This is a genomic window from Mycobacterium intracellulare ATCC 13950, from assembly GCF_000277125.1.
GTDB lineage: Bacteria > Actinomycetota > Actinomycetes > Mycobacteriales > Mycobacteriaceae > Mycobacterium > Mycobacterium intracellulare.
In genome coordinates this window covers 1124412-1150972 of the sequence record NC_016946.1, presented here as the reverse complement: position 1 = coordinate 1150972, position 26561 = coordinate 1124412, and the positions used below count along the sequence as shown (strand labels likewise).

Annotated in this window: 29 protein-coding genes; 10 read left to right on the top strand and 19 right to left on the bottom strand. The window is 67.1% G+C overall.

Annotated elements, in window-relative coordinates; all coding sequences use genetic code 11:
* Position 1 precedes the first annotated feature (1 nt).
* Positions 2–904: an alpha/beta fold hydrolase gene (locus tag OCU_RS30680; RefSeq protein WP_008254405.1), complete on the bottom strand. Its 903-nt coding sequence runs from the start codon at positions 902–904 to the stop codon at positions 2–4.
* Positions 905–1047: 143 nt separating this feature from the next.
* Positions 1048–1536: a VOC family protein gene (locus tag OCU_RS30675; protein WP_029384428.1), complete on the bottom strand. Its 489-nt coding sequence runs from the start codon at positions 1534–1536 to the stop codon at positions 1048–1050.
* A 120-nt stretch (positions 1537–1656) separates the two neighbouring features.
* On the opposite strand from OCU_RS30675, the gene OCU_RS30670 reads away from it, so the two are divergent.
* Positions 1657–2520 carry an alpha/beta fold hydrolase gene (locus tag OCU_RS30670; protein WP_008254400.1) on the top strand — a complete coding sequence of 288 codons (864 nt, stop codon included), beginning with the start codon at positions 1657–1659 and terminating at the stop codon, positions 2518–2520.
* Between the two features lie 9 nt (positions 2521–2529).
* On the opposite strand, the gene gnd is transcribed toward OCU_RS30670, so the two are convergent.
* Positions 2530–3552 carry a phosphogluconate dehydrogenase (NAD(+)-dependent, decarboxylating) gene (gene gnd / locus OCU_RS30665; protein ID WP_009953426.1) on the bottom strand — a complete coding sequence of 341 codons (1023 nt, stop codon included), beginning with the start codon at positions 3550–3552 and terminating at the stop codon, positions 2530–2532.
* Positions 3553–3568: 16 nt separating this feature from the next.
* On the bottom strand, positions 3569–4978 hold the full coding sequence (locus tag OCU_RS30660; RefSeq protein WP_009953427.1) for a glucose-6-phosphate dehydrogenase: 1410 nt from the start codon (positions 4976–4978) through the stop codon (positions 3569–3571).
* Between the two features lie 122 nt (positions 4979–5100).
* Here OCU_RS30660 and OCU_RS30655 point away from each other — a divergent pair, with 122 nt between their 5' ends.
* Positions 5101–5934, top strand: coding sequence for an adenylate/guanylate cyclase domain-containing protein (locus OCU_RS30655; RefSeq protein WP_009953429.1), 834 nt, complete (start codon positions 5101–5103; stop codon positions 5932–5934).
* Here OCU_RS30655 and OCU_RS50200 read toward each other — a convergent pair.
* Positions 5886–6095 (bottom strand): hypothetical protein, encoded by a 210-nt coding sequence (locus tag OCU_RS50200; RefSeq protein ID WP_014381976.1) that lies wholly within the window; start codon positions 6093–6095, stop codon positions 5886–5888. The genes OCU_RS30655 and OCU_RS50200 overlap by 49 nt on opposite strands.
* Before the next feature lie 146 nt (positions 6096–6241).
* On the opposite strand from OCU_RS50200, the gene OCU_RS30650 reads away from it, so the two are divergent.
* Positions 6242–6925, top strand: a complete 684-nt coding sequence (locus tag OCU_RS30650; protein ID WP_014384004.1) for a hypothetical protein — start codon at positions 6242–6244, stop codon at positions 6923–6925.
* Positions 6926–6973: 48 nt separating this feature from the next.
* Here OCU_RS30650 and OCU_RS30645 read toward each other — a convergent pair whose 3' ends face one another.
* The 8 genes from OCU_RS30645 to OCU_RS30610 form a co-directional block, all read right to left on the bottom strand.
* Complete coding sequence (locus OCU_RS30645) at positions 6974–7297, bottom strand: putative quinol monooxygenase (protein ID WP_009953431.1); 324 nt, start codon at positions 7295–7297, stop codon at positions 6974–6976.
* 362 nt (positions 7298–7659) lie between these two features.
* Complete coding sequence (locus tag OCU_RS51600; protein WP_371286264.1) at positions 7660–8292, bottom strand: peptidoglycan endopeptidase; 633 nt, start codon at positions 8290–8292, stop codon at positions 7660–7662.
* 124 nt (positions 8293–8416) lie between these two features.
* Positions 8417–8776, bottom strand: a complete 360-nt coding sequence (locus OCU_RS51490; protein ID WP_179293417.1) for a hypothetical protein — start codon at positions 8774–8776, stop codon at positions 8417–8419.
* An 85-nt stretch (positions 8777–8861) separates the two neighbouring features.
* The gene (locus OCU_RS30630; protein ID WP_026071433.1) at positions 8862–9245 is read right to left on the bottom strand and encodes a hypothetical protein; all 384 of its coding nucleotides are present in this window, start codon (positions 9243–9245) and stop codon (positions 8862–8864) included.
* A 98-nt stretch (positions 9246–9343) separates the two neighbouring features.
* Positions 9344–9742 carry a VOC family protein gene (locus tag OCU_RS30625; RefSeq protein WP_009953435.1) on the bottom strand — a complete coding sequence of 133 codons (399 nt, stop codon included), beginning with the start codon at positions 9740–9742 and terminating at the stop codon, positions 9344–9346.
* Positions 9743–9820: 78 nt separating this feature from the next.
* Positions 9821–10372 (bottom strand): VOC family protein, encoded by a 552-nt coding sequence (locus OCU_RS30620; RefSeq protein WP_009953436.1) that lies wholly within the window; start codon positions 10370–10372, stop codon positions 9821–9823.
* Positions 10373–10429: 57 nt separating this feature from the next.
* Positions 10430–10801, bottom strand: coding sequence for a type II toxin-antitoxin system VapC family toxin (locus OCU_RS30615; RefSeq protein WP_009953437.1), 372 nt, complete (start codon positions 10799–10801; stop codon positions 10430–10432).
* Positions 10788–10994: a type II toxin-antitoxin system VapB family antitoxin gene (locus tag OCU_RS30610; protein WP_026071432.1), complete on the bottom strand. Its 207-nt coding sequence runs from the start codon at positions 10992–10994 to the stop codon at positions 10788–10790. Before OCU_RS30610 ends, OCU_RS30615 begins: the two co-directional genes overlap by 14 nt.
* Positions 10995–11232: 238 nt before the next feature.
* Here OCU_RS30610 and OCU_RS30605 point away from each other — a divergent pair, with 238 nt between their 5' ends.
* The gene (locus tag OCU_RS30605; RefSeq protein ID WP_014379386.1) at positions 11233–11895 is read left to right on the top strand and encodes a class I SAM-dependent methyltransferase; all 663 of its coding nucleotides are present in this window, start codon (positions 11233–11235) and stop codon (positions 11893–11895) included.
* Between the two features lie 79 nt (positions 11896–11974).
* On the opposite strand, the gene ychF is transcribed toward OCU_RS30605, so the two are convergent.
* Positions 11975–13048, bottom strand: a complete 1074-nt coding sequence (gene ychF, locus OCU_RS30600) for a redox-regulated ATPase YchF (RefSeq protein WP_009953440.1) — start codon at positions 13046–13048, stop codon at positions 11975–11977.
* Positions 13049–13189: 141 nt separating this feature from the next.
* Between ychF and OCU_RS30595 the strand changes: the two genes are divergently transcribed.
* Positions 13190–14329 carry a DUF6542 domain-containing protein gene (locus tag OCU_RS30595; RefSeq protein WP_179293415.1) on the top strand — a complete coding sequence of 380 codons (1140 nt, stop codon included), beginning with the start codon at positions 13190–13192 and terminating at the stop codon, positions 14327–14329.
* Between the two features lie 45 nt (positions 14330–14374).
* Here OCU_RS30595 and OCU_RS30590 read toward each other — a convergent pair whose 3' ends face one another.
* A complete protein-coding gene (locus OCU_RS30590; RefSeq protein ID WP_008254378.1) occupies positions 14375–15373 on the bottom strand; it encodes a 4-hydroxy-3-methylbut-2-enyl diphosphate reductase in 999 nt (332 codons plus the stop codon).
* Positions 15374–15462: 89 nt separating this feature from the next.
* Between OCU_RS30590 and OCU_RS30585 the strand changes: the two genes are divergently transcribed.
* The 4 genes from OCU_RS30585 to OCU_RS30570 all read left to right on the top strand — a co-directional run bounded on the left by OCU_RS30585 (position 15463) and on the right by OCU_RS30570 (position 18727).
* Positions 15463–16062, top strand: coding sequence for a lipid droplet-associated protein (locus OCU_RS30585; protein ID WP_009953444.1), 600 nt, complete (start codon positions 15463–15465; stop codon positions 16060–16062).
* The gene (xseA, locus tag OCU_RS30580; protein WP_009953445.1) at positions 16059–17306 is read left to right on the top strand and encodes an exodeoxyribonuclease VII large subunit; all 1248 of its coding nucleotides are present in this window, start codon (positions 16059–16061) and stop codon (positions 17304–17306) included. The genes OCU_RS30585 and xseA overlap by 4 nt, the downstream gene beginning before the upstream one ends.
* The gene (locus OCU_RS30575; protein WP_008254374.1) at positions 17296–17565 is read left to right on the top strand and encodes an exodeoxyribonuclease VII small subunit; all 270 of its coding nucleotides are present in this window, start codon (positions 17296–17298) and stop codon (positions 17563–17565) included. Before xseA ends, OCU_RS30575 begins: the two co-directional genes overlap by 11 nt.
* Positions 17566–17626: 61 nt before the next feature.
* On the top strand, positions 17627–18727 hold the full coding sequence (locus tag OCU_RS30570; RefSeq protein ID WP_009953446.1) for a 3-beta-hydroxysteroid dehydrogenase: 1101 nt from the start codon (positions 17627–17629) through the stop codon (positions 18725–18727).
* Here the strand turns inward: OCU_RS30570 and OCU_RS30565 are convergent.
* Together OCU_RS30565 and OCU_RS30560 are read right to left on the bottom strand one after the other, a co-directional pair.
* Positions 18724–20268, bottom strand: a complete 1545-nt coding sequence (locus OCU_RS30565) for a carboxylesterase/lipase family protein (protein WP_009953447.1) — start codon at positions 20266–20268, stop codon at positions 18724–18726. The genes OCU_RS30570 and OCU_RS30565 overlap by 4 nt on opposite strands.
* Before the next feature lie 59 nt (positions 20269–20327).
* Entirely contained in the window at positions 20328–23615 is a 3288-nt protein-coding gene (locus tag OCU_RS30560) for a non-ribosomal peptide synthetase (protein ID WP_014379384.1), read from the bottom strand.
* A 154-nt stretch (positions 23616–23769) separates the two neighbouring features.
* On the opposite strand from OCU_RS30560, the gene OCU_RS30555 reads away from it, so the two are divergent.
* Positions 23770–25041 (top strand): glycosyltransferase, encoded by a 1272-nt coding sequence (locus tag OCU_RS30555; RefSeq protein WP_041787035.1) that lies wholly within the window; start codon positions 23770–23772, stop codon positions 25039–25041.
* Positions 25042–25048: 7 nt separating this feature from the next.
* Here the strand turns inward: OCU_RS30555 and OCU_RS30550 are convergent, their stop codons facing one another.
* Positions 25049–25846, bottom strand: coding sequence for a dienelactone hydrolase family protein (locus OCU_RS30550; protein WP_009953450.1), 798 nt, complete (start codon positions 25844–25846; stop codon positions 25049–25051).
* A 12-nt stretch (positions 25847–25858) separates the two neighbouring features.
* Positions 25859–26560: a DUF4245 domain-containing protein gene (locus tag OCU_RS30545; RefSeq protein WP_008254364.1), complete on the bottom strand. Its 702-nt coding sequence runs from the start codon at positions 26558–26560 to the stop codon at positions 25859–25861.
* Between the last annotated feature and the right edge of the window lies 1 nt (position 26561).

Below are 26561 nucleotides of genomic sequence, written 5' to 3'. Positions count from 1 at the left end.
GTCAGCCGGGTGGGCCGACGAACGCAAGCACCCGCTCGGCCACCTTCTCGGGCTGTTCGAGCTGCAGGAAATGCCCGGCGTGATCGATGATGGCCACGTCGCTTCCGGGTGGCAGCACTTTTTCCGTCCAGTGCGCGAAAGCCGGAGTCATGCAACCGTCGTCGAGGCCGTGCAGATACAAGCTCGGCAGGATGGGCGCCTCGGTCCAGCGCTCGTTCAGCTCGGCGTACCGCTGCGGGGGCTTGGTGTTTCGCAGGGTGGCTCGGTAGGTCCCCAGGGCCGCGCGCCAACTTTCCGGCGTGCCGATCGCGGCGTCGACGTGCCGCAGATCCTCGTCGGCACCGCGATAGCCCGGCGACCATCGCCGCCACAGCAGCGGCAAGATCCAGCGCGCGGAACGCTCTGGCAGCAAAGGCAATTGGAAATAAAACATGTACCAGCTGCGCAACAACTGGCGCGGCAGCTGACGGGCCAGCCGGCCCCGCTCGCTCACCTGCCCCCGGAACGCGGCCGAGACCGGCACCGACATGATCACGGCTTTGGTGAACGGGCTGTTGGGCATCGCGGCCAGGCCGGTGGCCGCCAGCGCACCCCAGTCGTGACCGATCACCACGTCGCGGTCGGTTCCTCCCGCGGCCGCCCGCACGCGCAGGGCGTCGTCCATGATCGCCCCGACGTGATAGCTGCCGTCCTCGGGAATCGACGAGGGCGCGTATCCGCGCATGAACGGCGCGATGACCCGCCAGCCCGCCGCCGCGAGGAGCGGGGCCATCTTGCGCCAGCCGTAGGCCGTGTCGGGAAAGCCGTGCAGGCATAGGGCGATCGGACCGTCGGCGGGTCCCCAGGTCAGCGCCTTGAGATCCCCGGGCGGCCCCGGCACGTCGATCCACCGCGGCTCGGTCATCTCGCGTTGTCCGCCATATCCACTCCTGTTCGGCGCGTCCGCACGGACAAACCTAACCCGTGGGACTCCGCGATGCACCGACCGGCGCGGGATATTCGTCAAATATGGCCCGCCTCAGGGGGTTTCGCGGTCAGAGTGAGTCATCACCGCGCGGGGTCGCCGGACGCCTCCGCGGCCCGTTCCAGCTCGGCGATGATGATCTTGCGCATGCCGTACATCGCCTGGGTGGCGGCCGCCGCCCGGGCGCGATCGGGATCGCCGATCAATTCGTAGAGCCGATCGGGGACGATTTGCCAGCTCAGGCCGAAGCGGTCTTTGAGCCAGCCGCATTGCGATTCCTCGCCGCCGTCGGTCAACCGGTCCCAGTAGTAGTCGACCTCGTCCTGGTCCTTGCAGTGGACCGTGAAGGAGACCGCCTCGCTGAACTGGAAGTGCGGACCGCCGTTGATCCCGATGAACCGGGCGCCGTCGAGCACGAAGCTGCCGGACAGCACGGTGCCGGGCTTCCCCGGTCCGGCGTCGGTGGTCCGGTTGAGCCCCTCGATGTGGGAGTTCGGGAACACCGAGGTGTAGAAGCCGGCGGCTTCCTCCAGGTTGTCGTCGAACCATAACGACGGGGTGATCGATGGCATGTGCATGGCCTCCTGGGTCGCTCGTGGGGGTTCGACAGACAGACCCCCGCGAACACGGAAAGTCATCGCGCCGTCGACCCGCGCAAGAGTGCTTATGCGACCTATGTAACGTCAGGACGCATGAGCACCGTCAGCAGCAGCCCCCAGACGGTTGAGTTTGCCGGCGCCAAGGGCATCACCCTGATCGCCGACGAATGGAATCGGGGCACCGATGCCGCCGGCCGGCCGAGCATTCTGATGCTGCACGGGGGCGGCCAGAACCGGTTTTCCTGGAAGAACACCGGTCAGAGGCTGGCCGACGAGGGTTTGCATGTGGTGGCCCTGGACTCCCGCGGGCACGGTGACAGCGATCGCTCACCCGATGCCGACTACGAGATCGAGACGTTGACGACCGACGTCCTGCGGGTGCTGGACGCGATCGGGCGGCCGGTGACGATCATCGGGGCGAGCATGGGCGGGTTGACCGGCATCCTCGCCGCGCACCGGGCCGGCCCGGCGAAGGTGACCCGCTTGGTGCTGGTCGACGTGGTGCCCCGCTTCGAGAAGGGCGGCAGCGCCCGCATCCGCGATTTCATGTTCAGCGGCCTCGAGGGGTTCGAGTCGCTGGAGGAAGCGGCCGACGCCGTCGCCGCCTACCTGCCCTACCGCAGCAAGCCCCGCAGCCCCGAGGGGCTGAAGAAGAACCTGCGCCTGCGCGACGGCCGCTGGTACTGGCACTGGGACCCGGCGTTCATGACCAAGCCCGGCGACGATCCCGAACTGCGCACCGAGAGCTTCGAGCAGGCCGCCAAGAACCTGAGGATTCCCGTCCTGCTGATCCGCGGCAAGCTCTCCGACGTGGTGAGCCCCGAGGGCGTTCGGCACTTCCTGGCCACCGTGCCGCGCGCGGAGTTCGTCGAGCTGTCCAACGCCGGGCATACCGCGGCCGGCGACGACAACGACGCGTTCAGCGACGCCGTGGTGAAATTCGTCCAACGCCACTGACCGGTTCGGTCAGTTCGCCGGCTTCTCCGCGTGCCCGCCGAATTGCTTACGCATCGCCGAAAGCGCCTTGTTGGCGAAGTCGTCGAGCGAACGCGAGGCGAAGCGCGACTGCAACGCGGTGGTCAGCACCGGCGAGGGGACTCCCTCGTCGATCGCGGCGATGGACGTCCACCGTCCCTCTCCGGAGTCCGAGACGCGCCCGGAGAATTCCTTCAGCTCCGGGGATTCGTGCAGGGCGATCGCCGTCAGATCCAAGAGCCAGGACCCGATGACGCTGCCGCGCCGCCACACCTCGGCGACCTCGGGGATGTCGAAGTCGTACTGGTAGAACTCAGGATTCGACAGCGGCGCCGTTTCCGCGTCACCTTCCTGGACGTGCTTGCCGATGTCGGCGTTGCGCAAAATGTTCAGCCCCTCGGCGAGCGAGGCCATCATGCCGTACTCGATGCCGTTGTGCACCATCTTCACGAAGTGCCCGGCGCCGGCCGGCCCGCAATGCAAGTACCCCTGCTCCGACGTCGCGACCTCGCCGTCGCGGCCCGGTGTGCGCGGTGCCGCGTCGACGCCCGGCGCGACGGTGGCGAAGATCGGCTCGGCGCGCGCGAACGCTTCGTCGTCGCCGCCGACCATCAGGCAGTACCCACGTTCGCGGCCCCACACCCCGCCGCTGGTGCCGCAGTCCAGGAAGTGAATGCCCTTCTCCGACAGCGTCTTTGCGTGGCTGATGTCGTCGCGGTAGTAGGAGTTCCCGCCGTCGATGACGATGTCGCCGGACTCGAGGGTCTCGGCCAGTTCGTCGATCACCCCGGTGGTGATCGTCCCGGCCGGCACCATCACCCATACGACGCGCGGCGCGGTCATCTTCTCGGCGAGCTCTTGCAGCGAGGACACCCCGGTGGTCTTGTCCTCCCCCGCCATCGCCTCCACCGCGTCGGGGTTGTGGTCGTACACCACGCATTCATGTCCTCCCGCGACCACGCGTCGGACGATGTTGGCGCCCATCCGGCCGAGGCCGATCATCCCAAGCTGCATGCTGTCCCTGGTCTCCTTACTGTTTCGTGGCCGTGCTGCGCGGCAGCCACGGCTCCTGCCAGGCGTGGTGGCCACGCACCAGCGCTTCGGCGGCCTCCGGCCCCCAGGAGCCTTGGTCGTAGTGGTGGATTCGACCCGGCTTGTCCAGCAACGGCTGCACGATCCGCCACGTCTCTTCGATGGCGTCCTCGCGGGCGAACAGCTGGCGATCTCCGTTGAACGCGGCGTAGAGCAGCCGTTCGTAGGGGCGTACCGGCTCGCCGAGATCCTCGGCGAACGACGAGTCCAGGTGAACGTCGTGCCACGAATCGCCGACCTGAGCGGACAGCTGCAGCCGCATCCCGGGGTCGGGGTCGATGCGCAGCACGATCTGGTTGGGATCGGGTGGGCGACGGTTGGGCAGGAACGAAAACCCGGGGACATGGTGCAGGAACATCCGGACCTCGGTGACCTTTTCCGGCAGCGCCTTGCCGGCGCGCAGGAAGATCGGCACGCCGGCCCAGCGCCAGTTGTCGATCTCGGTACGCAGCGCGACGTAGGTCTCGGTGGTGGAATCCTTTGCCACGCCGGAGACTTCGGTATAACCGCGGTACTGCCCACGCACGCAGCGCTCCGGGTCCAGCGCGGGCATGGCCCGGAAAACCTCGGCCTTCTTGTCGTTGAGGTCGTCGGCGCCGGCGCCCACCGGGGGCTCCATGGCGACCAGCGCGAGCACCTGCAGCAGATGGTTTTGCACGACGTCGCGCAGCGCTCCCACCGCGTCGTAGAACTTGCCGCGGTCCTCGATCCCGAAGTCCTCGGCCATGGTGATGTGGATCTCGGAGATGCTCTCGCGGTCCCACAGCTTCGCCAGGCCGTTGTTGGCGAAGCGCAGGTACTGCAGTTCTTCGACGGGTTGTTTGCCCAAAAAGTGGTCCACGCGCAGGATTTGGTCTTCGTCGAGCACCGCGCGCAGCCGGGCGTTGAGGTCGCGCGCCGACTCCAGGTCGTGGCCGAACGGCTTCTCGATCGCCACCCGCGCCCGCTCCAACAGGTCGGCCTTCGCCAGGTTCTCCACGATGGGCGCGAACAGCGCCGGCGGCATCTCGAGGTAGTAGAGCGGATGGGCGTCCGAATCGATCTTCTTGGCGAGCTGCTTGTAGAGATCGGCATCGGTGACGTCGCCGTGCAAGTAGGAGATCCGGCCGGCCAGCCGGTCGAACACCGCGTCGTCGAACTTCTCGCCGGATTTCTGGATGGCGTCGCGCGCCCGGTCCAGCAGCTGCTCGGTGGTGATGTCGTCGCTGGCCACGCCGATGATCGGGTGGTGTAGCTCGTCGCGACGCTCGAGGCGATACAGGGCGCGAAACGTCATCTTGCGCGCCAGGTCGCCGGTGATTCCGAAGATCACCAGCAGGTCGGATGAATCACCGTCGCCGTCGGCCAAAACCGCTCCTCCCGAAAGTCACCTGATGGGACGCCCCTGAGATCACTACCCGCGGCCGGCGGCCTCAACCCTAGACACTGCTCACAGGGCCGACAACCTAGCCGGACCGCGGCCTTGCAAGGATGACCGGCATGGGTGACGCGCTGCATGTCTCGGTCTACATTCTGGCCGGGTTTGCTGCGATCGAGGCCATCGGGTTGGTGGTGCTGTGGCAGCTGCTCGCGCGCAGTCAGCGCGAGCTCGACGAGCTGCGCCAGCGAAACGACGCCCGCAGCTGGTTGCTGTCGGGCGGCCGCGAAGCCGTGAAGACGGTGTGGAACACCGCCAACCTGGTGCGCAAGGAGGGCTTCGGGGCGGCGGTGCGCAGCTCGATCGAAGACCTCGCGGACTGGGCCGAGGTCGAACGGCCCGACCTCGCGCGGGTCACGCCGGACGGCCGGGTGGTGATCCTGTTCTCCGACATCGAGGAGTCCACCGCGCTGAACGAGCGCATCGGGGACCGGGCGTGGGTCAAACTGATCAGCTCGCACGACAAGCTGGTCTCGGATCTGGTGCAGCGGCGGTCCGGGCACGTGGTGAAGAGTCAGGGCGACGGATTCATGATCGCCTTCGCGCGCGCCGAAGAGGCGGTGCGCTGCGGGATCGACCTGCAACGCGCGTTGCGCAGGGATGCAAACCGCAAGCGGCACGAGGAGATTCGCGTTCGGATCGGCATCCATATGGGACGGTCGGTGCGCCGCGGCGATGACTTGTTCGGCCGCAATGTCGCCATGGCGGCGCGGGTCGCGGCACAAGCCGCCGGTGGTGAGATCTTGGTGAGTCAGCCGGTGCGGGACGCGCTTTCGGAGTCCGAGGGCATCCGTTTCGACGGCGGCCGCGACGTCGAGCTGAAGGGTTTTTCGGGCAGCTATCGGTTGTTCGCCGTTGAGCCCTCGGCCGATCCCGGCCCGGACTGAAGGCCTCCCCCTTCGTATTCGGCCAACCGCTGATGCAACCGATTGCGGACCTCGTCGGCGGTGTAGGCGCGCCGCTTGCGCTGGTCGCGAGCCACCAGCACGCCCCCGGCGACGACGCCGGCGGCACCGGCCAGTCCCAGCCACTTCCACACACTGCGCATGAGACCAGGCTATGCGTAGTCCCCGTCGTCGCGCGCTGGTTGTGATTGACTGGTGTGCCCGCGAGGCACGGCACCGCGACGCGCAGGCGGGCTCAGGAGACGAGGAGACCGGCGAAAGCCGCAGCGGCGAACGGGCTTACACAACCATGCTCACCTTGAACCAAGCGCTCGAGGAGACCCGTACGGGCGATCTTTGGCTGTTTCGCGGCGGTTCGGGACCCGACCGTGCCATCCAGACCTTGACGAACGCCCCGGTGAACCACGTGGGAATGACGGTGGCCATCGACGACTTGCCGCCGCTGATCTGGCACGCCGAACTGGGTGACAAGCTCGCCGACCTGTGGACGGGGACGAACCACCGCGGCGTGCAACTCAACGATCTGCAGCAGTCCGTCTTGCAGTGGACCCAGCGCTACCACCAGCGGTGCTGGCTGCGCCAGCTGACGCCGCCGGCCAACCGCGAGCAAGAGAACAAGCTGCTGCGCGTCATCGCCCGCATGGACGGCACCGCGTTTCCGACCACCATGCGCCTGACCGGCCGGTGGTTGCGCGGCCGCCTGCCGAACGCGTACGACTGGGCGCGCGGAATCCCGGTCGTGGACAGGAAAGTTCGAGAGTCGACGCTGCGGCGCAAGGAGCGCCAGCGCCTCGGCCTGGAGGCCGCCTACTGCGCGGAAACGGTGGCCATCACCTACGAGGAAATGGGTTTGATGGCCACGGAGAAGTACTCGAACTGGTTTGACCCCGGCTCGTTCTGGAGCGGTGAGAGCCTGCCGCTCACACCGGGATACGCGCTGGGCGACGAAATCGAGATCGTGGTGGCCGGCTAGCTTGGGGGGAAGGGTGTCTGGCCGGCCGCCGACATCCGTGGCCGGCGGCTAGCCGACCGACATCTCGCCCATCTCGGACCACCCAGTGGCATCGAGCGTCTGGTTGATGATCTTCGGCGTCGACTTCAACGCCTGCGGAAGTTCGTGCATGGCCCGCTTGAAGTGATCGCTGTTGACGTGGACACCGCCCGCCTCATCGTCGCGGAACGCTTCCACCAGGACGTACTCCGCCGGGTTGTCCAGGCTGCGCGACCACTCGAACCACAGGTTGCCCTCCTCGGCACGAGTCGCCGCCGTGAACGCGGCGACGAGTTCAGGCCACCGGTCCGTCCACTCGGGTTTGGTTTCGAACTTGACGACGATGAAGATCATTGCGGCCCCGCCTCGGTTCGCCGATTTCGGTGTGCCCGCACCGCAGGCAGCGCCAGCCTATCTGGCGGCGGGCACTGTTGCGGCGGGGTGTCGGGCGCGTTTCCGGTCAGCGAAGGCGGCAGCAAAGTGTTCTCACGAGTCACAAGCAACCCATGAGAAACTTTCGCCGCGGCGCGCACTTCCGCCACTTTTCCGAAGGCAGTGTCGTAGCTCACACACGGCTCGGTGGTCGTGTCATTTCACTATTGTGCCGGCCCGTCGGGATGGCCGCCGCCAATCGTCGGAAAGAACCGATAAATGGCCGACGGCACGCATTTCATTTGTTATGAATCCGCAATTACCGCGCTGTCGGACAAATACAATTAAAGTGCCGGCGGGGTGTCCATCGGCGGCGCCGGAGCGTCGATCAAAACGGCGGGCTCTTCCGGCGGGGGCGCGGGCGCGTCCGCCGGCGCAGGAGCGTCGGGCGGAGGCGGCAAAGCGTCCGCCGGCGGAGGGGCGTCGGGCGGCGGCGGCAACGCGTCCGGCGGCAAAGCGGCGTCCGGCGGCGGCGGCAACGCGTCCTCCAACTCCATCGGAAGGAACATGTGATGCGTGAATCCGGCCTGGTAGGCGCCGGGGCCGCCCACGTGGACGCCGCCGCGCTCACCGCTGGCCACCGACGTCCCGTCGGGCAGCGTCACCGCGGTGTGGCCACCGTTCCATCCGATGACCAAGGCGTTGGGCGCGGTCCCGTATTGGAACCCTCGCGCCAGCAACGCCGCTTCTTCGTTTCCGGTGTTAAATCGATCCCCAAAAACTGGCCTATCGGTTGCGGCATTCGCAATCCACGAAGCGAGTCCCGAACAATCGGTCCCGGCGGGAGAATCTCCGCCCGCGATATATGGCGTGCCGGAAACCTGATTGATCAACGACATCAATGTAGCAATAACGACCATGGGCAGCGAGGCTAGCAATAACATATATTGCCAACCAAAATTTGTGGCGCACGTCATTCGGTAAACCGACAATGACCTGTGCCGCAGCTAAAGCAAATTTATTACACACGGGTATATTTTTGGCGGCAAATTGCCCGCATTTAGGCGATGCCGTCCAGGGATACCTCGGTCGCGTCACCCATCAGGCGGGGTCAGGGCCCCGTTCGCTTTGCGCAATCTCGCGGTCAACGTCGGCCTGGTCCCGCTCCGCGCGCGCCTGTGCGCGCTGCACCCTTTCATCGGCGCGCCGCAATCGCGCGCGTTCCTGCTCTTCGCTCGTGCCCTCGCGTTCGTCCGCGCGCTGCTCTCGTTCGTCCGCCGCCCGCTCGCGCTCGTCGGCAATCTGGTCGCGCTGGTCGGCAATCCCGTCCCTTTTGCCGGCAAGAAATTCACGCTTTCGGAGCTCAGCCTCCTGCCGGACCAGGGCCCTTTCGCGCTCCTCGAGCGCGTCGGGCCCGCATTCCGGCCCCTCGGGCGGCTCGGCGCGGTCGTCTGCGGCCACAGTTCACCCTAGCCCCGGGAGGGTTGACCGTTAGCGCCGCCAATCGCGTCTGATCAAAGCGGCCTTGGCCCGAGACGGTGCCTGCTCAGATGGGCGTCCATATCCCGTTGTTCCACAGGCCCCAATCGGCGTCGGTCGGGTTCCACATCAGTTGAGCCCCCGGCGCCCACGCCGGTTGAGGTGGCTGCGGCGGCGCCCACGCCGGCGGGGGGCCCCAGGGACCCCAGCCCGACGGGGCGGTCGGGCCGCCCGGATGTTGCCACTCGTGGCAGCGATTCCAGTCCCAGTCCAAGACGTTGCCCCAGGCCGGGTTCCATGGCTCGCCCGGGCACCAGTGGTCGGTGGGCGCCGGCGCCGCCTGCGCGCCCGGGCCGCCGGCCAGCCCCAACGCGGACAATGCCAACCCGCTGCTCACCAGCACGCGCGCAGCCCGCCGCGGCCACGGTCCCGTTCGCTTGACAGTCGTCATCTCCCCAGGATTTCCCTGGACCGGGATCCGGGCAAGTAGTTCTGCGGATCATCTGCAACCTGCAGGTCCGTCGACCGCCTCATCGCGGCGCCCGGCGATCAGAGCCCGAACTTCGCGCGCGCCTCGTCGGTGACCGGAGTGAACAGGTTGACGAGATTTCCGTCGGGATCCCGGAACAACAGCGCGCGGTTGCCCCAGGGCATGGTCGTCGGCGTCGTCACGACCTCGGTGACACGCTCGCGCAGCCGCTCGAACTCGGCGTCCACGTCCTCGACGATGAATTCCACGATTGCGCTCCGGTTCGCCGCCGGCTCGGCCGATCCCGCCCCGAACAGCGGCACCGTCTTGTCGCTACCAATGGCCAGCGTGCCGGCCGGGGTCGGAATCTCCGCGAACAACTCGTTGCCCCACACGGCCGCGATCTGGGTGACCATCTCGTAGAAACCCACCAGGCGCTTGACGTCGGCGGTGATGATGCGGGTCGATACGAACTTCATGCGGTCCTCCTGCGGGCCCTGGCGGTGTGGGTGTCGTGCGCGAAGGATGCTAACCGCCACCCCCGACAACGGCGGCGGTCATCGGGCCGGCAGGTTTCTCCTGGCCTGCATCGTGACGCCCGGGACCGTGTTCGCCAGGTCCGGCCGACTCTTCGCGAAGGCACGAATCGCGCGATAGAACGCCCAAAGTTGGCGAGGCGTAGGGACTTTCGGCACCCAGGCCAATTCCCAGTGAATCCCATTGATCGGGTCGTCGAAGAACACCGCGTAGTAGCCGGGCCAGTACTGCGGGTATTCCTTCGGCTCGTCGGTGACGGGGATCGCACGTTCGACCAAGAATTCACGATGGAAGCGGTCGACCTCTGCCCTACTGCGCGCCCACAACGCGATGTGGTTGATGCCGACCGCCTGATCGGAATGCGTCAACTTGTCGCCGGTGCGGGCGGGCTGGATGCCGATGTAGCTGTGCGGGTTGACATTACGCGTCATGTAATACGTCGACTGGTATTCCATGTTGAGCGACGAGAAGCTGCTGTAGCCGAGCCAGCCGAACAACGCGTCGTAGAACGCGATCGAGTCGTCGTAGTCCAACACCGCGAACTCGACGTGACACACGCCCCGCCACCGCATAACGCCTCCTTGTGTGACTGTTGAAGCGGAGCTGGATGACGGCTGCACCAAACAACGTCACGACTCATCGACGATCGCAACACCCACTTCTTTACACGCCGCTTTCAACTTCTTGTCCCTCGTCCAAAGCCGTGCACCGTCGACGACAGCAACCGACCCAAGAAGGTGGGCGTCGATTGCACTCAATCCCCTTCCCCACAAGCGGCGACGGTCAACGAGATGGAGGATTTCCGCGTGCGTCAACAACGGAAACTCGCGCAGATGGGACAGCAATCTCAGTACGTCGTCGCGCTGCTTGATCATACCGAGTGCCAGCTCCTCGATCACCATTTGGTGGCAACCGATTTCGTCGTTGGTCAAGCGGCCGACGAGGCGCTGCTCGGCGACGTGCAGATGGTCAATCCATATCGATGTGTCAACGAGGATCACGGGTCGGCGGCCTCCGCCGCGGGGCGGCCGACGCCTTGGGGTCCGTGCCGCCGAGCGCCGCGAGACGGCGGGCGCTCTCTACCCGAATGAGGGTCTGCAATCCCTGACGGAGAAGCGCCGCACTCTCCGTCACGCCGGTCAGTTCCGCCGCCTGAGCCAGTAAGGCATCGTCGATGGTCACTGTTGTCCTCATCGACACCTCCATACGCATCATTTGATGCATACCATGATGCCATAAGCCGACCGGCGAGTCCTTCGGGCCATGATCACGCGGCCGGCGTTGGCCTGGGACGGAGCTAGACGTTGAACCGGAACTCCACGACGTCGCCGTCGGCGCGTCGTCACGATGTGCTGGACGATATTCGTCCGCCGACCGGACACCTTCGTTGCCCAGGCTCCAGTCACTTCATCCGATAAGCCGTGCCGCATCAGTGTCCGTGCTCTACGGTCGTCAAATGGGTGTCCGGGACGCGGTCATGGCGGGTATTGCTCAGCAGCTCGGCCATCCAAGTGGTCTGCGCGGGCGGTTGGTTGGTGCGGCGCTCAATCGGGGCAACCGGCGCTTCGTGAGCGCCGCCGCGCGGGCGCTGCAACCCGATGAAGCATCGGCGGTGGCCGATGTCGGATTCGGTGGCGCAGTGGGGCTGAAATTCCTGCTCGACAGTGTCGGTCCGTCGGGCAGAGTTCACGGTGTCGAGGTGTCGGAGACGATGCTCAGCCGAGCCGCGCGACGCTACCGCCGTGACATCGCAACCGGGCGGCTGTCGTTGCATTCCGGGTCCATGACGCAGTTGCCCTTTCCCGATGGGGCATTGGACGGCGCCATCACCGTCAACACCATCTACTTCGTCGCCGAGCTCGACAGAGCGTTCAGAGAGCTTGCCAGGGTGATAAACGGTCGGGGCCGACTCGTCATCGGACTGGCCGACCCCGACGTCATGGCAAAACTGCCATTCACGGAACACGGCTTTCACCTCCGTCCGGTGCCGGACGTGATCGACACGTTACGCAGCACCGGCCTCACGGTCGAACACCGCCAGATCAGTGGAGACGCCAACGCACCGCACCTGCTGATCGCCCACGCCGTCGCGTGAGAGGTCGCGAACGAGTGCGGGACATCGATCGAGGCAGACTTTCGACTTCGTTCGCCAGCGACCGCCCTACTTTGATGGCTTAGACGTTGAAGCGGAACTCCACCACGTCGCCGTCGGCCATGACGTAGTCCTTGCCCTCCATGCGGACCTTGCCGGCCGCCTTGGCCGCCGCCATCGAACCCGCGGCGATCAGGTCGTCGTAGGACACGATCTCGGCCTTGATGAAGCCCTTTTCGAAGTCGGTGTGAATCACCCCGGCGGCCTTGGGAGCGGTGTCGCCCTGGTGAATCACCCAGGCGCGCGCCTCTTTTGGGCCCGCCGTCAGGTAGGTCTGTAGCTTGAGGGTGTGAAAACCGGCCCGCGCCAACGCGTCTAGCCCCCGCTCGGTTTGCCCGATGGACTCGAGCAGCTCGGCGGCGGATTCGTCATCCAACTCCTGCAGCTCGGCCTCGATCTTCGCGTCCAGGAACACCGCGTCGGCGGGGGCGACCATCGCGGCCAGCTCGGCCTTGCGGGCATCGTCGGTCAGCACGGACTCGTCGGCGTTGAACACGTACAGAAACGGCTTGGTGGTCATCAGGTTCAGCTCGCGCAGCAGGGACGCGTCGACGCCGGCCGCGAACAGCGTCTTGCCCGAGTTCAGCACCGCCTCCGCGGCGACGGCCGCCTCGTGCACCGGCTTGCGTTCCTTGTTGTTGCGGGCTTCCTTCTCCAGGCGCGGCACGGCCTTCTCCAGGGTCTGCATGTCGGCGAGGATCAGCTCGGTCTCGATCACCTCGATGTCCGAGCGCGGATCGACCTTGCCGTCGACGTGCACGACGTCGTCGTCGGCGAACACCCGCACCACCTGACAGATCGCGTCACACTCGCGGATGTTGGCCAGGAACTTGTTGCCCAGCCCGGCGCCCTCGGACGCGCCCTTCACGATCCCGGCGATGTCGACGAATGTGACCGGCGCCGGCACGATTTTCTCGGAATCGAACATCTCCGCCAGCTTGTCCAGCCGCGGATCGGGCAGCGGGACGACGCCCTCGTTGGGTTCGATCGTCGCGAACGGGTAGTTGGCCGCCACCACGTTGTTCCGGGTCAGCGCGTTGAACAACGTGGACTTGCCGACGTTGGGCAGGCCGACTATTCCCAGGCTCAGGCTCACAGGGAGCCAAGTCTAGGGGCCGCGGGCGTGCCGGACGATCGGGACCGCCACGCGGCCGAGCGTGCGCGGGAATGGGGCACGCCACAGGATCGCTACGAGGTATTTACGAGCCTTTCGGTCCATTCCCGGTACGGTCTACATGTGTCAGCACAGCGGGCTAGTGCGACGGTGGATGGTGCTCACCGTTCGGTCCACCCCAACATCCCAGGCGCCCCCTGGTATGCAGCCCTGCTTATCGCCGTCACCGCGACAGCTATCGGCTACGGCATCGACGCTGGTCACAAGGAACTGACCCACGTCTTCGCGGGCTTCTATATAGCGGGTTGCGTGGCGGCGGTGCTCGCGGTGCGCCAGGACGGCATTTTCACCACCATCATCCAGCCGCCGCTGATCCTGTTCTGCGCCGTGCCCGGCGCCTACTGGCTGTTCCACGACGCCAAGATCGGCCGCCTCAAAGACCTGCTGATCAATTGCGGCTATCCGCTCATCGAGCGCTTCCCGCTCATGCTGGGCACCGCCGGCGCCGTCCTGGCGATCGGACTGGCCCGCTGGTATTTCGGAAACGCCCAGGGCACGAAGGCGACGAGCACCTCGACCGATTCCGCCGGCGCCACCGGCGTGCACGTCAAGTCCTTCTTCAACAGCATCGGCGCCAAACTGCAGTCGGCGCTGCAGCCCGATGCCGACGACACCGACGAGGCCACCGAGTCGCGCCGCGGCCGCACGTCGGGCTCGTCGGCCAGGACACGCAGAACGGCGCGCGACGGTCGCTCCTCCACGCGTTCCCGCTCCCGGCATGCGCGACCGTCCCTCGACGACGAGTCGGTCGAGCGGCTCGAGCGTCCACGGCGCAGTACCCGCCGCAATCCTGCGGCCGCCCGCGACTACGACGCCGAACCGCCCCGCCGGTCACGGCGCCGGCCCAGGCCGGAGGGCGACCCGGACTTGCGCGGCCAAACCCCCCGGGAGCCGCGCCGCGAGCCGCGCACCCGCCGCAATCCCTACGAGCGACCCTACGACCGGCCCCGCGGCAGCCGTTTCGACGGCTTTGAGCCCTACGGCGACAGGTACGAGGAGAGCCGCGAGCCCTATGAGCCGCGGCGCCGGCGGCCCCCGTCGACCGGGAGCGGCGGCACGCATCACCCCATCTCGCAGGTCCGCTACCGCGGCGGCACCCAGGACCAACCGCGGGAGCCGCACACCGAGCGCCGGAGTCGCTCACGCACACCGGGTCGCGCGCACGGGCGGCCCGCGGCGGAATCCTGGGAGTACGACGTCTAACGGCGCAGCCGGGCGCGGCGAGTCACCGCCAGCGGTCCAAGGCCCTCAGCGGGCTGAGCGGATCTCGCGCGGCAGCGCGAACACGAGGGTCTCCTGCGCGGTGGTGACCGGTTGCACCAGGTCAAAGCCGCACTCGGCGAGCCGCTCGAGCACCCCTTGCACCAAGACCTCGGGAACGGACGCCCCGGACGTGACGCCGACCGTGGTGACTCCCTCGAGCCAGGCCGGGTCGATGTCATCGGCCCAGTCGACCAGGTGGGCCGCGGCGGCCCCGCCGCCCAGCGCCACTTCCACCAGGCGCACCGAGTTCGACGAATTGCGCGACCCGACGACGATCACCAGCTCGCACTCCGGCGCCATCGCCTTGACCGCAACCTGCCGGTTTTGGGTCGCATAGCAGATGTCGTCGCTGGGCGGGTCCTGCAGCTTGGGGAATCGTTGCCGCAGCCGTTCGACGATTTCCATGGTCTCGTCGACCGACAGCGTGGTCTGCGAGAGCCACACCACCTTGTCCTCGTCGCGAACCGTCACGTTGTCCACGGCAGCGACCCCGTCGACCAGCTGCACATGGTCGGGCGCCTCCCCGGCGGTGCCGACGACCTCCTCGTGGCCCTCGTGGCCGATGAGCAGGATGTCGTAGTCGTTGCGGGCGAATCGCCGGGCCTCGTTGTGCACCTTGGTGACCAGGGGGCAGGTGGCGTCGATGGTGTGCAGGTTGCGTTCGGCGGCCGCCGAGTGCACCGAGGGGGCGACGCCGTGCGCGGAGAACACCACGATGGCGCCTTCGGGCACCTCGTCGGTCTCCTCGACGAACACCGCACCGGCCTTTTCCAGCGTGCTGACCACGTGCCGGTTGTGCACGATCTCGTGACGCACATAGACCGGCGGCCCGTGCTTTTCCAGCGCGCGCTCCACGGTCTCGACGGCCCTGTCCACGCCCGCGCAGTAACCGCGCGGCTCCGCCAGGAGCACGCGCTTGCGGGTCGGGGGGACGGCGACCGAGCTGGCTGCGCCGGGAATCCCCATGTCGACGGTCGAGGGCATGTCCCCCAGGGTACGTTCTGCCGACACGGGGCTGCCAGCTCGCGGCGGCGGGCTTGGAGTTAGCCGCCGCTTAAGGCAATCTTGGACCCATGGCTACTGCACCGTATGGGGTTCGGCTGCTGGTCGGCGCGGCGACGGTCGCCGTTGAGGAGACCATCAGGCTGCCGAAAACCATCCTGATGTACCCGATGACACTGGCCAGTCAGGCGGCGCACATCGTGATGCGCTTCCAGCAAAACCTCGCCGAGCTGGTGATCAAGGGGGACAGCACCCTCGAGTCGATTTTCCCGCCCAAGGACGAGAAGCCGGAATGGGCGACGTTCGACGAGGACGTGGACGACGCGATCGACGGGGCTTATGCCACGGTGACCGACGGCGGCGAGGGCGAACGCCGGGCCGAGGGACGGTTCGCGCTGTACTCGGTGGCCGACGCGCACGAAGATGCCAGCGCGCTGACCAAACCCGCCCGCCCATCGAAGAAGCCGGCGGCCGGCGCGTCGGTCTCGCAGCCGGCGGTGGCCACCGAGCTGGACTACTCGGCGCTGACGTTGGCCCAGCTACGGGCCCGTCTGCAATCGCTGAGCGTGGATGAACTCGAAGACCTGCTGGCCTACGAGCAGGCGACCAAGGGCCGCGCCCCGTTCCAGACGTTGCTCGCCAACAGGATCACCCGCGCGAACGCGAAGTGACCCGAGCCAATACGTCCGAACCGAATTCCGCGGAAAACCCTTTTCCGGTGCGCGCGGTGGCGATCCGGGTGGCCGGCTGGATCGACAAGCTGGGCACCGTCTGGGTGGAGGGTCAGCTCGCCCAGGTCTCGATGCGGCCCGATTCCAAGACCGTGTTCATGGTGCTGCGTGACCCCGCCGCCGACATGTCGCTGAGCGTGACGTGCCCGCGCGACCTGGTGCTGAATGCGCCGGTGAAATTGGCCGAGGGTACGCAGGTGGTGGTGTGCGGCAAGCCCTCGTTCTACACCGGTCGCGGCACATTTTCGTTGCGGCTCAGCGAGATTCGCGCGGTGGGGGTCGGAGAGCTGCTGGCACGCATCGATCGGCTGCGCAGGCTGTTGGACGCCGAAGGGCTCTTCGATCCGCGGCTCAAGCGCCCAATCCCCTTCCTGCCCAACATGATCGGCCTGATCACCGGCCGGGCGAGCGCGGCCGAGCGCGACGTGAGAACGGTGGCGGCGGCCCGCTGGCCTGCGGTGCGTTTCGCGGTGCGCAACACGGCGGTCCAGGGGCCCAGCGCGGTTGCGCAGATCGTCGACGCCCTACGTGAGCTCGACCGCGACGCCGACGTCGACGTCATCGTCCTCGCCCGCGGCGGCGGCAGCGTCGAGGACCTGTTGCCGTTTTCCGACGAGACGCTGTGCCGCGCGATCGCGGCGTGCCGCACCCCGGTGATCAGCGCCGTCGGCCACGAACCCGACAACCCGCTGTGCGATCTGGTCGCCGATCTGCGTGCGGCCACCCCGACAGACGCGGCCAAAAAGGTGGTTCCCGACACCGCGGCCGAACAGCGGCTGATCGACGACCTGCGCCGGCGCAGCGCACAGGCGTTGCGCAACTGGGTATCTCGCGAGCAACGTGACCTGGCCCAGATACGCAGCCGCCCGGTGCTCGCCGAGCCACTGACGGCGCTGAAGGCACGCGCGGAGGAGATTCACCGCGCCCGGTCGGCGATTCGCCGCGACATCACCCGGCTGGCCGCCACTGAAACCGAACGGATCGGCCATCTGAGCGCGCGGCTGGCGACGCTGGGCCCGGCGGCCACATTGGCGCGCGGCTATGCGGTCGTGCAATCGGTCGGTCCCGCCGAGAGCCGGGTGCTGCGTTCGGTCGACGACGCGCCGGCGGGCACCCGCTTGCGGGTGCGGGTGGCCGACGGCGCCGTGGCCGCCGTCAGCGAGGGGCCGGCCGATGGCCCGTAAGAATGACGCCGGGGAGGGCCCCGCCGAGCCGGAGGGGACCGAATCCATTACACCTATTAGTCAGCTGGGCTACGAAGCGTGCCGGGACGAACTGATCGAGGTCGTGCGGCTGCTGGAGCAGGGCGGGCTGGACCTCGATGCGTCGCTGCAGCTATGGGAACGAGGCGAACAGCTGGCCAAACGCTGCGAGGAACATTTAGCTGGCGCCCGCAAGCGGATCGAGGACGCGCTCGCCTCCGGCGACGCCGACGACGCCTGAGACCCGCAACATCGGAGGGCTGCGTTGAAAGATTTTTTCCGAACTGGAACACGTTTCAGTTATGATTTCGCGCATGGGTGATGCATCTCTGACGGCCGAGCTCGGCCGCGTCCTGGTCACCGGGGGGTCCGGATTCGTCGGCACCAACCTGGTGACCACCCTGCTCGACCGCGGGCATCAGGTCCGCTCGTTTGACCGCGCCCCTTCGCCGCTACCGGAGCATCCCCAGTTGGAGGTGCTGCAGGGAGACATCACCGACACGGCCGTGTGCGCCCGAGCGGTCGACGGCATCGACACGGTGTTTCACACCGCGGCGATCATCGACCTGATGGGCGGCGCGTCGGTGACCGAGGAGTACCGCCAGCGCAGCTTCGGGGTCAACGTCGGGGGCACCGAGAACCTGGTCCGCGCCGGGCAGGCGGCCGGGGTGCAGCGCTTCGTCTACACCTCGTCGAACAGTGTCGTGATGGGCGGCCAGAACATCGCGGGCGGCGACGAGACGCTGCCCTACACCGACCGGTTCAACGATCTGTACACCGAGACCAAAGTGATCGCCGAGCGATTTGTATTGGGCCAGAACAATGTTGACGGCCTACTGACGTGTGCGATCCGGCCCAGCGGCATCTGGGGCCGCGGCGACCAGACGATGTTCCGCAAGCTGTTCGAGAGCGTGATCGCCGGTCACGTCAAGGTGTTGATCGGCCGCAAATCGGCCAGGTTGGACAACTCCTACGTGCACAACCTGATTCACGGTTTCATCTTGGCGGCCCAGCATCTGGTACCCGGCGGCACCGCACCCGGTCAGGCGTACTTCATCAACGACGCCGAGCCGATCAACATGTTCGAGTTCGCGCGGCCGGTGATCGAGGCCTGCGGCGAGAATTGGCCCCGCGTCCGGGTGAACGGCCCCGTCGTGCGCGCGGCGATGACGGGTTGGCAACGGCTGCATTTCCGGTTTGGGATACCGGCGCCGCTGCTCGAGCCACTGGCCGTCGAGCGGCTGTACCTGGACAACTTCTTCTCGATCGCCAAAGCGTCTCGTGACCTCGGCTATCAACCGCTGTTCACCACGGAGCAGGCGCTGTCGGAATGTCTGCCGTACTACGTGGGCATGTTCGAGCAGATGAAGCGAGACGCGTTGACGGCCAAGGCATCCGGTTAGCGAAAGCTCACCATCTCGCTGCCCCAGGCGGCGCGGATGTTCGCGTCGACGTCATGGGCGAGGGTGTCCTTCTTGCCGATGAGCAGGCAGGCACGGTCGGTCGCCCGGTAGCGGGGCCATTCCGGCTCACCGGTGGGTCCCGCGGGCGCGCCGTGCGCGGCGAAGTTGATCCATCGGGTGCGCACCCTCTTGGAGACCGCCTTGGCGGTTCTGGTGCCGCCGAGCTTCAGCGTGGGATCCTTGGGCGCACCGAGAGTTCCCCAGACGTAAGGCAATTCGGTGGCGTGCGCGGCTCCGACCGTCAGCAGCCTCAACAACGGGGTGGAGTAGTCGAACCGGTACAGATACACCGGTGCCGCGTGGGCGTGTCCCTCGGCCAGCCACACCGAGGGCATCCGGAAGCCGACGTCGGTGGCGATGCTCAAACTCCGCGCCTTGCGCCGCAATCGCGAATACGCCGAGCCGATCTCCTCCTCGGTGGGCAACTGCAAATCGGGTTGCTCGGCGGCGATCTGGTTGAACATCGAGGTGATCGCGCTCGGGGTGATCGGCATCAGCGGCGAGCGCATCAGCCGGAAGAGTGCCGCCTCGTGTTTGTTGGTGCCGATGATCAGCGGGACCGGGTGGGTGCGGCCCTCCTGCGCCAGCTTGACAGGGTAATCGCCCAGTACGTCGCCGTCGACGATCGGCACGAACGCCAGCGTTCCCGGGTTGCGCGCCGGCACTTCGTCGAACACCTCTTGCGACGCGGCCAGGATCGCCGCCATCGGCATGTCGACCAACCGCTGCGCCTCCGACGGGGCGATTCCCAGTTTGCCGAGGAAGGCTTGGGTGACCCGGTGCGCGCGGTCGCGGTCGTACACCGAGGTGGCCGGCGAGCTCTGCGCGATCGCGCCGGCGAACAGGCCGTCGGCCGCCGGGCTGGCCAGCAGCGTCGTGACGATGCCCGCCCCGGCGGATTCACCGAACAGCGTGACCCGGTGCGGATCGCCGCCGAAGGCGGCGACGTTGTCGCGCACCCACTCCAGCGCCGCGAGCGCGTCGCGCAGCCCGACGTTCGAGTCGAACCGTCGCCCCGCGGTGTCCAACGACGTCAGGTCGAGGAAGCCGAGCACGCCGAGCCGATAGTTGACCGTCACCACGACGACGTCGCCGTGGCTGACCAACCTGCTGCCGTCATAGAGCGTCTGGCTGCTCGATCCCAGGACGTAGGCGCCGCCGTGCAGCCACACCAGGACCGGTTTGGCGTCCCCGGGCCGGGTCTCAGAGGATGCCCAGACGTTGAGCCGCAGGCAGTCCTCGCCCTGCGGTGCGCCCAGATCCAGCGGCATGTTGGGAAAGACCGGTTGCGGGCAGGCCGGCCCGAACACGGTGGCGTCGGCGATCTCGGTCCAGCGCTCGGGCGGTTGCGGCGCCCGGAAACGTAAGTCGCCCACCGGCGCCGCCGCGTAGCGGATGCCCTTCCACGCCTTGACGCGGCCGTCGTCGACGCCGCGGACCGGGCCGTTGCTGGTTTCGACCACCAGGTCGTCGATCGCCATGCGCGTGCACAATCTCCCGAGTGAGCTCAACAGGGTCGTTACGCCATTATCGTCGACGATCAGGCCGACGGTGCCGGCTCACCGCCGCCACCGTGCCGCACATGCGCGCAGATGCCGGTCAGTGCCTCGAACAACAGCCGGTTCAGCCGCTGAATCTGTTCCTCGTCCAGTGCTGAGGGTGCCCACGTCCATGTCGTGTGCAGGCGCTGGCCGGTACCGGTATCCAGGAGGGCGGCGTTGAATTCCACGGTGTGGCCGAGCGGCGTGGGTATCGCCGACGCCGCGGGGATGGTCGCCATGGCGTCCTCGTCGACCCGCCAGAGATGTTCGGACAGAACGGCCGCATCGGCGTCAAACCGCCCGAGGTAGTTGAATTCGATGGTCGGCTCCGAACCAGCCAGTCCCACTTCGGGATTCAAATAGCGCAGGAGACCGTAGGTCAGACCGTCAGGCATGGCGCGAAGCCGTTCCAAAGTGGCCGCGATCAACGGTCCCAGCGCGGCCCCGCCGGCGGCTACGTGCGCCCACGGCAATTCACCCACCGTCAGCGCCACCGGGTACTTACTGGTGAACCATCCCACGGTGCGCGACAGGTCGACGTCGCGCCGCAGTTCTTCGGCGCGGCCGTGACCTTTGACGCTGATACCGATCGGTGAGCCGGCGGCGCCGAGGAATTCGTTCCAGGCCAACCCGAACGCGATCAACAGAACGTCTTGCACCCCAGCGTGAAACGTGGCCGACACCTCGCCCAGCAACTGGTGAGTGGTCTCGATATCCAGCGTCGCCAACAGGTGACCAGCGCGGGCGTAGGTGTCGACCGCCGGTCGCACCGCGGGCAACGCGGCGGGCGTCGCCAACAATTGGCGCCATGCGTCGGCCAGCTCCACGACCGCCGGGCTGCGCGCGTGCTCACTCAGTATCGCCGCCCACCGCGCGAACGACGTTCCACCAGTGGGCAATTCGACCGGCTGCCCGTGGTGATGTTGCGCCCATGCAATGTTCAAGTCTTCGAACAGGATTCGCCACGACGACACATCCACGGACAGATGGTGAATCATCAACGCCAACTGGCCCGTGTTCGGCACCCACAACGCGGTGAACATCGCCCCGGTCGCCGGATTCAACCGTGACCGCGCGGCCACGAGCGCCTCGTCGGACAACGCATCCACCGACTGCAGGCAGGCGCGGGCGTCCACGGCCCCTACCTCGGGTACCCACAGCGACCAATCCCCGTCCCCGGTGTCCGCGGCGCGCAGCCGCAGCATGGCGTGGCGGTCCAGCAGGGCTTGCAGCACGACGACAACGTCGGCCTCGGTCACTCCGGAGGGAGCTTGCAGCACCACCGTCTGGTTGTACTCATCGACCGGACCGTCAAAATCGTGTAGCCAGCGCATGATCGGGGTGGCCACCACCGCACCGACGCCCTCGTCGACCTCCGCCGCCTCGCCATCGAGCAAGACGGCCACCTGCGCAAGCCGGGCCACCGTCTGCTCGACGAAGACATCGCGCTGTCGACACGCCACACCGGCCGCGCGCGCCCGGGCCACCACCTGCATCGACAACACGCTGTCCCCGCCCAGGTCGAAGAACGAGTCGTCCACGCCGACCCGATCGACACCGAGGACCTGGGCATAGATGTCGGCCAGGACCTGCTCGACCGCGTCTCCCGGCGCGCGGTAACGGTCGGCGTCCCGGTACTCCGGTGCCGGCAGGGCGCGTGTGTCGAGTTTGCCGTTGACCGTCAGCGGCAGAGCCTGCAGCCCCACGACCGCGGCCGGCACCATATATTCCGGCAATCGATCCGCCAGTTGCGCGCGCACCTTGACCGGATCGGCGGTCCCGGTGACGTAGCCGACCAGGCGCTTGTCGCCGGGACGGTCCTCACGGGCGATCACGGCAGCCTGCTCGACGCCGTCCATCGCGCCGAGTGCCGCCCTGACCTCGCCCAACTCGATGCGATATCCGCGGATTTTCACCTGCTCATCCGCGCGGCCCACATACTGCAACTCACCGTCAGCGTCCCAGCGCACCAGATCGCCCGTGCGATACATACGTTGACCGGGCGCCTGGGCATCGCCGAACGGGCACGCCACGAACCGCGACGCCGTCAACCCGGACCGGCCCCAGTATCCGGAGGCCACTCCCGCACCGGCCACATACAGCTCACCGACGGCGCCCGCCGACACCCGACGCAGGAACTTATCGAGCACGAAGAAGGCGAGATGCGCCAACGGCACGCCGATCGGGCTGACGCTGTTCTCGACGTCGCGGACGGCGATCTCCCGGAACGAGGCGTGCACCGTCGTCTCGGTGATGCCGTACATGTTGATCATCCGTGGCGACCCCGGATGATTACGGAACCACGACGCAAGGCGTTGCGGTTCAAGCGCTTCGCCGCCGAAGGCCACCGTCTGGAGGTTCAGCTGCCCCATCTCCGAGTGCAGCGCGTCGGCGGTCTGCAGCGCGTGGAACGCCGACGGGGTCTGGCTCAAGACGCTGACCTGTTCGCGCACGAGCAGGGCGTGGAATTCTTCCGACGAACGCACGACACCGTCGGGCACGATCAGCAGCCGAGCGCCATACAGAAGCGGAGCCCAGATTTCCCAGACGGAGTAGTCGAAGGCCAGGGAATGGCATTGCGTCCACACCTGTCCCCGCGCCAGTTCGGCGTCGAGTGACTCGAGGAGCCGGGTCACATTGCGGTGCGTGACGGCCACGCCCTTGGGCATGCCGGTGGTGCCCGAGGTGTAGACGATGTAGGCGAGGTTGTCGGCGGCGGGGGCCGGCAACGCGGCAGCAACTCCGGCGTCGATCGCGGAGTCGTTGATGTCGATGACGGGCACGTCCGAGGTGTCCACCCGCAGACGCAGGTCCGCGGTGGTGATCACGGCGATCGGGGCAGCGTCGCCGAGGACCATCCCGAGGCGCGCGTCGGGGTGCGCCGGATCCATCGGCACGTAGGCCGCCCCGGTCTTGATCACGGCCAGGACCGCCACGATCGCCTCGGCGCAGCGCGGCAGCAGCATCGCCACACGCTCGCCGGGGGCGGCGCCGCGGTCAACGAGCAGGTGCGCCAATCGATTAGATGCCGCGTTCAGCTCGCCGTAGGTCATCGAGCGGCTCCCGCACGTGACCGCTACCGCCTCCGCGTCGCGGGCCACCTGCGCCGCGAACAATTGCGGAATCGAGACCGGCGTGCGGGCTGGCTGTGCGAGCACCGCTCGGTTGCCCCATTCGTCGAGCTGGCTGTGTTCATCGGCATCGAGTAGGTCGATCGACAACAACCTCTTGGCCGGTTCGGCCGCCGCGGCCGCCGGTAACGCGCCGCCATCAGATTCCATTTTCACCGTTCACACGCCGAGAGAGCTGCCATAGAGTGCAGCGATATTAGGCACACTGATTTCCTCAGCCCCCTGGACGACATCGTGAAATGGTCCGAATTGTACTCAGAGATAACGTGACCCGTCCCGGTTTCACTCGATTGAAAGTTTGAGATCCGTCATGAGATTTGCGCTGGCAAGCTATGGAACTCGAGGCGATATCGAGCCTGCTGTTGTTATCGGCCGCGAACTGCAGCGCAGAGGGCATGATGTGTGCATCGCAGTCCCGCCCGATTTGGTCGGCTTCGCGCAATCGGCCGGCCTGTCCGCGGTGCCCTACGGGGCGGAGACGAACGCCTGGATGGACGCGTTTCGCACCTTCACCACGACGCTGTTCAGCAGGTTCTGGAGGGTTCGGGACATATCGCGGTCTGGGCTCGAAATCAAGAAGGTCACCGACCAGTCTTGGGCGCACATGAACGAGACATTGAAGTCGTTGGCGGAGGGGGCCGACGTGGTACTCGCCGGGCAGACCTATCAGGAAATCGCCGCCAATGTGGCTGAATACCATGGTCTTCCGTTGGTTACCCTGCACCATGTTCCGATGCGTCCCAACGGCCAGGTTGTGGCGATCTTGCCGGCACCGGCCTCTCGCTTCGCGGTGCGGGCGTTCGACTGGCTGACGTGGCGCCTGAGCAAAAAGCTCGAGGACGCGCAGCGCGGCGAACTCGGCCTGCCGAAGACAACGTCTTCCTCACCGCGACGAATTGCCGCATTGAGAGCCTTGGAAATTCAGGCATACGACGAGGTTGCCTTCCCGGGATTGGCGGCCGAATGGGCGAAATGGCGGCGCCAACGGCCCTTCGTGGGCGCGCTGACGATGGAGTTGGCGACGGGCGCCGACGACGAGGCCGCATCGTGGATTGCCGCGGGAACACCGCCGATTTTCTTCGGCTTCGGCAGCATGCCGGTGGAATCTCCGTCCGACACGATCGAGATGATCAGCGGGGCGTGCGCGCAGTTGGGCGAGCGGGCGTTGATTTGCGCCGGCTGGGGCGACTTCGACGACGTCCCGCATTCCGATCACGTCAAGGTGGTCGGCGCGCTGAATTACGCGTCCATCTTTCCCCTGTGCCGGGCCGCCGTGCACCACGGCGGATCGGGCACCACCGCCGCAAGTCTGCGTGCCGGAATTCCCACCCTGGTCCTGTCCGTGGACGGCAATCAGATCATCTGGGGAGCCCAGGTGAAACGCCGCCTCAAGGTGGGCACCCACCGCCGCCTATCCGCCACCACCCGGGAATCGCTCGTCGCAGACCTGCGCCGAATCTTGGCGCCGGAGTACGCAATCCGAGCTCGCGACCTTGCCGCCCGGATGACGACACCCGCCGAAAGCGTCGCCAAGGCAGCAGATCTCGCCGAGAATTTCGCCAGTTCGAGGCGGTCGGCCTAGCGGACCGCTAGGTGAGCCGCTCGGTGAGGAATCGGACCACGCGTTTACGGGCCTCGTAGGCGGGGTGTCCGTCGATTTCACGGACCTCATCGGTCAGCACCGAATGCGCTGCCTTGCCGAAGCCGTGCTGATTGGTCGGGCCCGAATCGATGTCGATCACCTCGAACGCGTCCCCGAGGCGCTCCTTGAGCGTCGCGAACCGCTCGCCCGGCGACAGTTTGTCCTCGCTGAATCGTAATCCCATGGCGCACAAGCCGTCAGTGGCGCAGCGGTCGGCCACGGTGGTCAGCTCGGACTCGCTCAGGCCGGGGTCGCGGCGCCGAGCGGCGCCGAGCGGGAACGGCACCGACGGCTGCGACAGTACCGGGGCCAGCACGCTGTCGTCGACCGCGGCGGCCAATGCGAATCCCCCGGTGAAACATTGGCCGATCACGCCGACGCCCTTGCCGGGCGTCGAGGCGTTGAGGTCGCGCGCGAGCGCGCGCAGGAACGCCGACACCGGCCGCTGCTTGTTCAGCGCCAACGCCGCGAATTCCCTTGCCACACAGGCTCGTCCGATGGCGCCGACGAGGTAACCGGCCGTCTTGGCACGGCCCGGCTCGCCGAACAGCGACGGGATTGCGACGGTGAAACCGTTGTCCACCAGGTGATTACCCAAGCCCAGCACGCCGGGATGTATTCCGGGCAGCTCAGGGATCAGCACCACACCGGGGCCGGCGCCCTTGCGGTAGACGTCGTGGGTGTAGCCGCCACCGCTGAACGGCGCCGCCGACCACCCGGACAGATCTGCCTCCGGTGCACCCATGCGAGTCCCCTTCTATCGGCTCGTCGGCAGCGGCGGCTGCGATTGCGTCGCCGAGGCCAGCGTACGAAACTGATCGCTGCTTCCGGCGCCGGTTATCGCGATCTGCGTCGCGCCGCCCGGGCCGCTTAGCCGGGTCGTCCACACGGCTTCGGCGTCCGCGCCGCTTTCGCCGGACCCCTGATAGACGACCCAGTTGGTCCCGCTGACGTCGACCGCCCCGGTGGGATACGCCGACGGATGGATCGAGTTGATCAGCTTGTCCTCGTCGGCGTTGCTCTGGGTCAGGCTCAGATACATGCCGCTCGGGCTGATGTATCCGACCACCGAGATGGGCGCGTTCACGCGTTGACCCGTCGCGGGGTCGGATCGCCCGTTGGGGATGCCGCCGCGGTGCCCAGAGTTGGCCTGCCAGCCGCCGGGCAACTGCGGTTGGCGGATGGGAAAGCCGAGCGTCGCCGCGTCCGCCCGCAGGGCCGCCGCGGCGTCATAGGACGGGATGGGGCCCCTGCGGCTGTCGAGCTGAAACGAACACATGCCCAGCAGCCCGGCCAGCACCACGCAGCCAATGACCAGCGGAATCAGGGACCAGAACATGTCCCGGCCGTCCTGCAGCAGCCGAGGCTTCGCCGGCCTGGGCGCGGGCCCGGCGGCCGGGGCCGGCTCGTCGGCCACAGAGCCGTCCGAGCTGGCATTCAGCGGCGGCTTCTCGGTCATC

What these genes read in the sequence shown, in the direction of transcription:
- OCU_RS30680 (WP_008254405.1), bottom strand. Translation starts at nt 904, where the DNA reads ATGACCGAGCCGCGGTGGATCGACGTGCCGGGGCCGCCCGGGGATCTC.
- OCU_RS30675 (WP_029384428.1), bottom strand. Translation starts at nt 1,536, where the DNA reads ATGCCATCGATCACCCCGTCGTTATGGTTCGACGACAACCTGGAGGAA.
- OCU_RS30670 (WP_008254400.1), top strand. Translation starts at nt 1,657, where the DNA reads ATGAGCACCGTCAGCAGCAGCCCCCAGACGGTTGAGTTTGCCGGCGCC.
- gnd (WP_009953426.1), bottom strand. Translation starts at nt 3,552, where the DNA reads ATGCAGCTTGGGATGATCGGCCTCGGCCGGATGGGCGCCAACATCGTC.
- OCU_RS30655 (WP_009953429.1), top strand. Translation starts at nt 5,101, where the DNA reads ATGACCGGCATGGGTGACGCGCTGCATGTCTCGGTCTACATTCTGGCC.
- OCU_RS50200 (WP_014381976.1), bottom strand. Translation starts at nt 6,095, where the DNA reads ATGCGCAGTGTGTGGAAGTGGCTGGGACTGGCCGGTGCCGCCGGCGTC.
- OCU_RS30650 (WP_014384004.1), top strand. Translation starts at nt 6,242, where the DNA reads ATGCTCACCTTGAACCAAGCGCTCGAGGAGACCCGTACGGGCGATCTT.
- OCU_RS30645 (WP_009953431.1), bottom strand. Translation starts at nt 7,297, where the DNA reads ATGATCTTCATCGTCGTCAAGTTCGAAACCAAACCCGAGTGGACGGAC.
- OCU_RS51600 (WP_371286264.1), bottom strand. Translation starts at nt 8,292, where the DNA reads ATGACGTGCGCCACAAATTTTGGTTGGCAATATATGTTATTGCTAGCC.
- OCU_RS30630 (WP_026071433.1), bottom strand. Translation starts at nt 9,245, where the DNA reads ATGACGACTGTCAAGCGAACGGGACCGTGGCCGCGGCGGGCTGCGCGC.
- OCU_RS30625 (WP_009953435.1), bottom strand. Translation starts at nt 9,742, where the DNA reads ATGAAGTTCGTATCGACCCGCATCATCACCGCCGACGTCAAGCGCCTG.
- OCU_RS30620 (WP_009953436.1), bottom strand. Translation starts at nt 10,372, where the DNA reads ATGCGGTGGCGGGGCGTGTGTCACGTCGAGTTCGCGGTGTTGGACTAC.
- OCU_RS30610 (WP_026071432.1), bottom strand. Translation starts at nt 10,994, where the DNA reads ATGAGGACAACAGTGACCATCGACGATGCCTTACTGGCTCAGGCGGCG.
- OCU_RS30590 (WP_008254378.1), bottom strand. Translation starts at nt 15,373, where the DNA reads ATGCCCTCGACCGTCGACATGGGGATTCCCGGCGCAGCCAGCTCGGTC.
- OCU_RS30585 (WP_009953444.1), top strand. Translation starts at nt 15,463, where the DNA reads ATGGCTACTGCACCGTATGGGGTTCGGCTGCTGGTCGGCGCGGCGACG.
- OCU_RS30575 (WP_008254374.1), top strand. Translation starts at nt 17,296, where the DNA reads ATGGCCCGTAAGAATGACGCCGGGGAGGGCCCCGCCGAGCCGGAGGGG.
- OCU_RS30570 (WP_009953446.1), top strand. Translation starts at nt 17,627, where the DNA reads ATGATTTCGCGCATGGGTGATGCATCTCTGACGGCCGAGCTCGGCCGC.
- OCU_RS30565 (WP_009953447.1), bottom strand. Translation starts at nt 20,268, where the DNA reads ATGGCGATCGACGACCTGGTGGTCGAAACCAGCAACGGCCCGGTCCGC.
- OCU_RS30555 (WP_041787035.1), top strand. Translation starts at nt 23,770, where the DNA reads ATGAGATTTGCGCTGGCAAGCTATGGAACTCGAGGCGATATCGAGCCT.
- OCU_RS30550 (WP_009953450.1), bottom strand. Translation starts at nt 25,846, where the DNA reads ATGGGTGCACCGGAGGCAGATCTGTCCGGGTGGTCGGCGGCGCCGTTC.
- OCU_RS30545 (WP_008254364.1), bottom strand. Translation starts at nt 26,560, where the DNA reads ATGACCGAGAAGCCGCCGCTGAATGCCAGCTCGGACGGCTCTGTGGCC.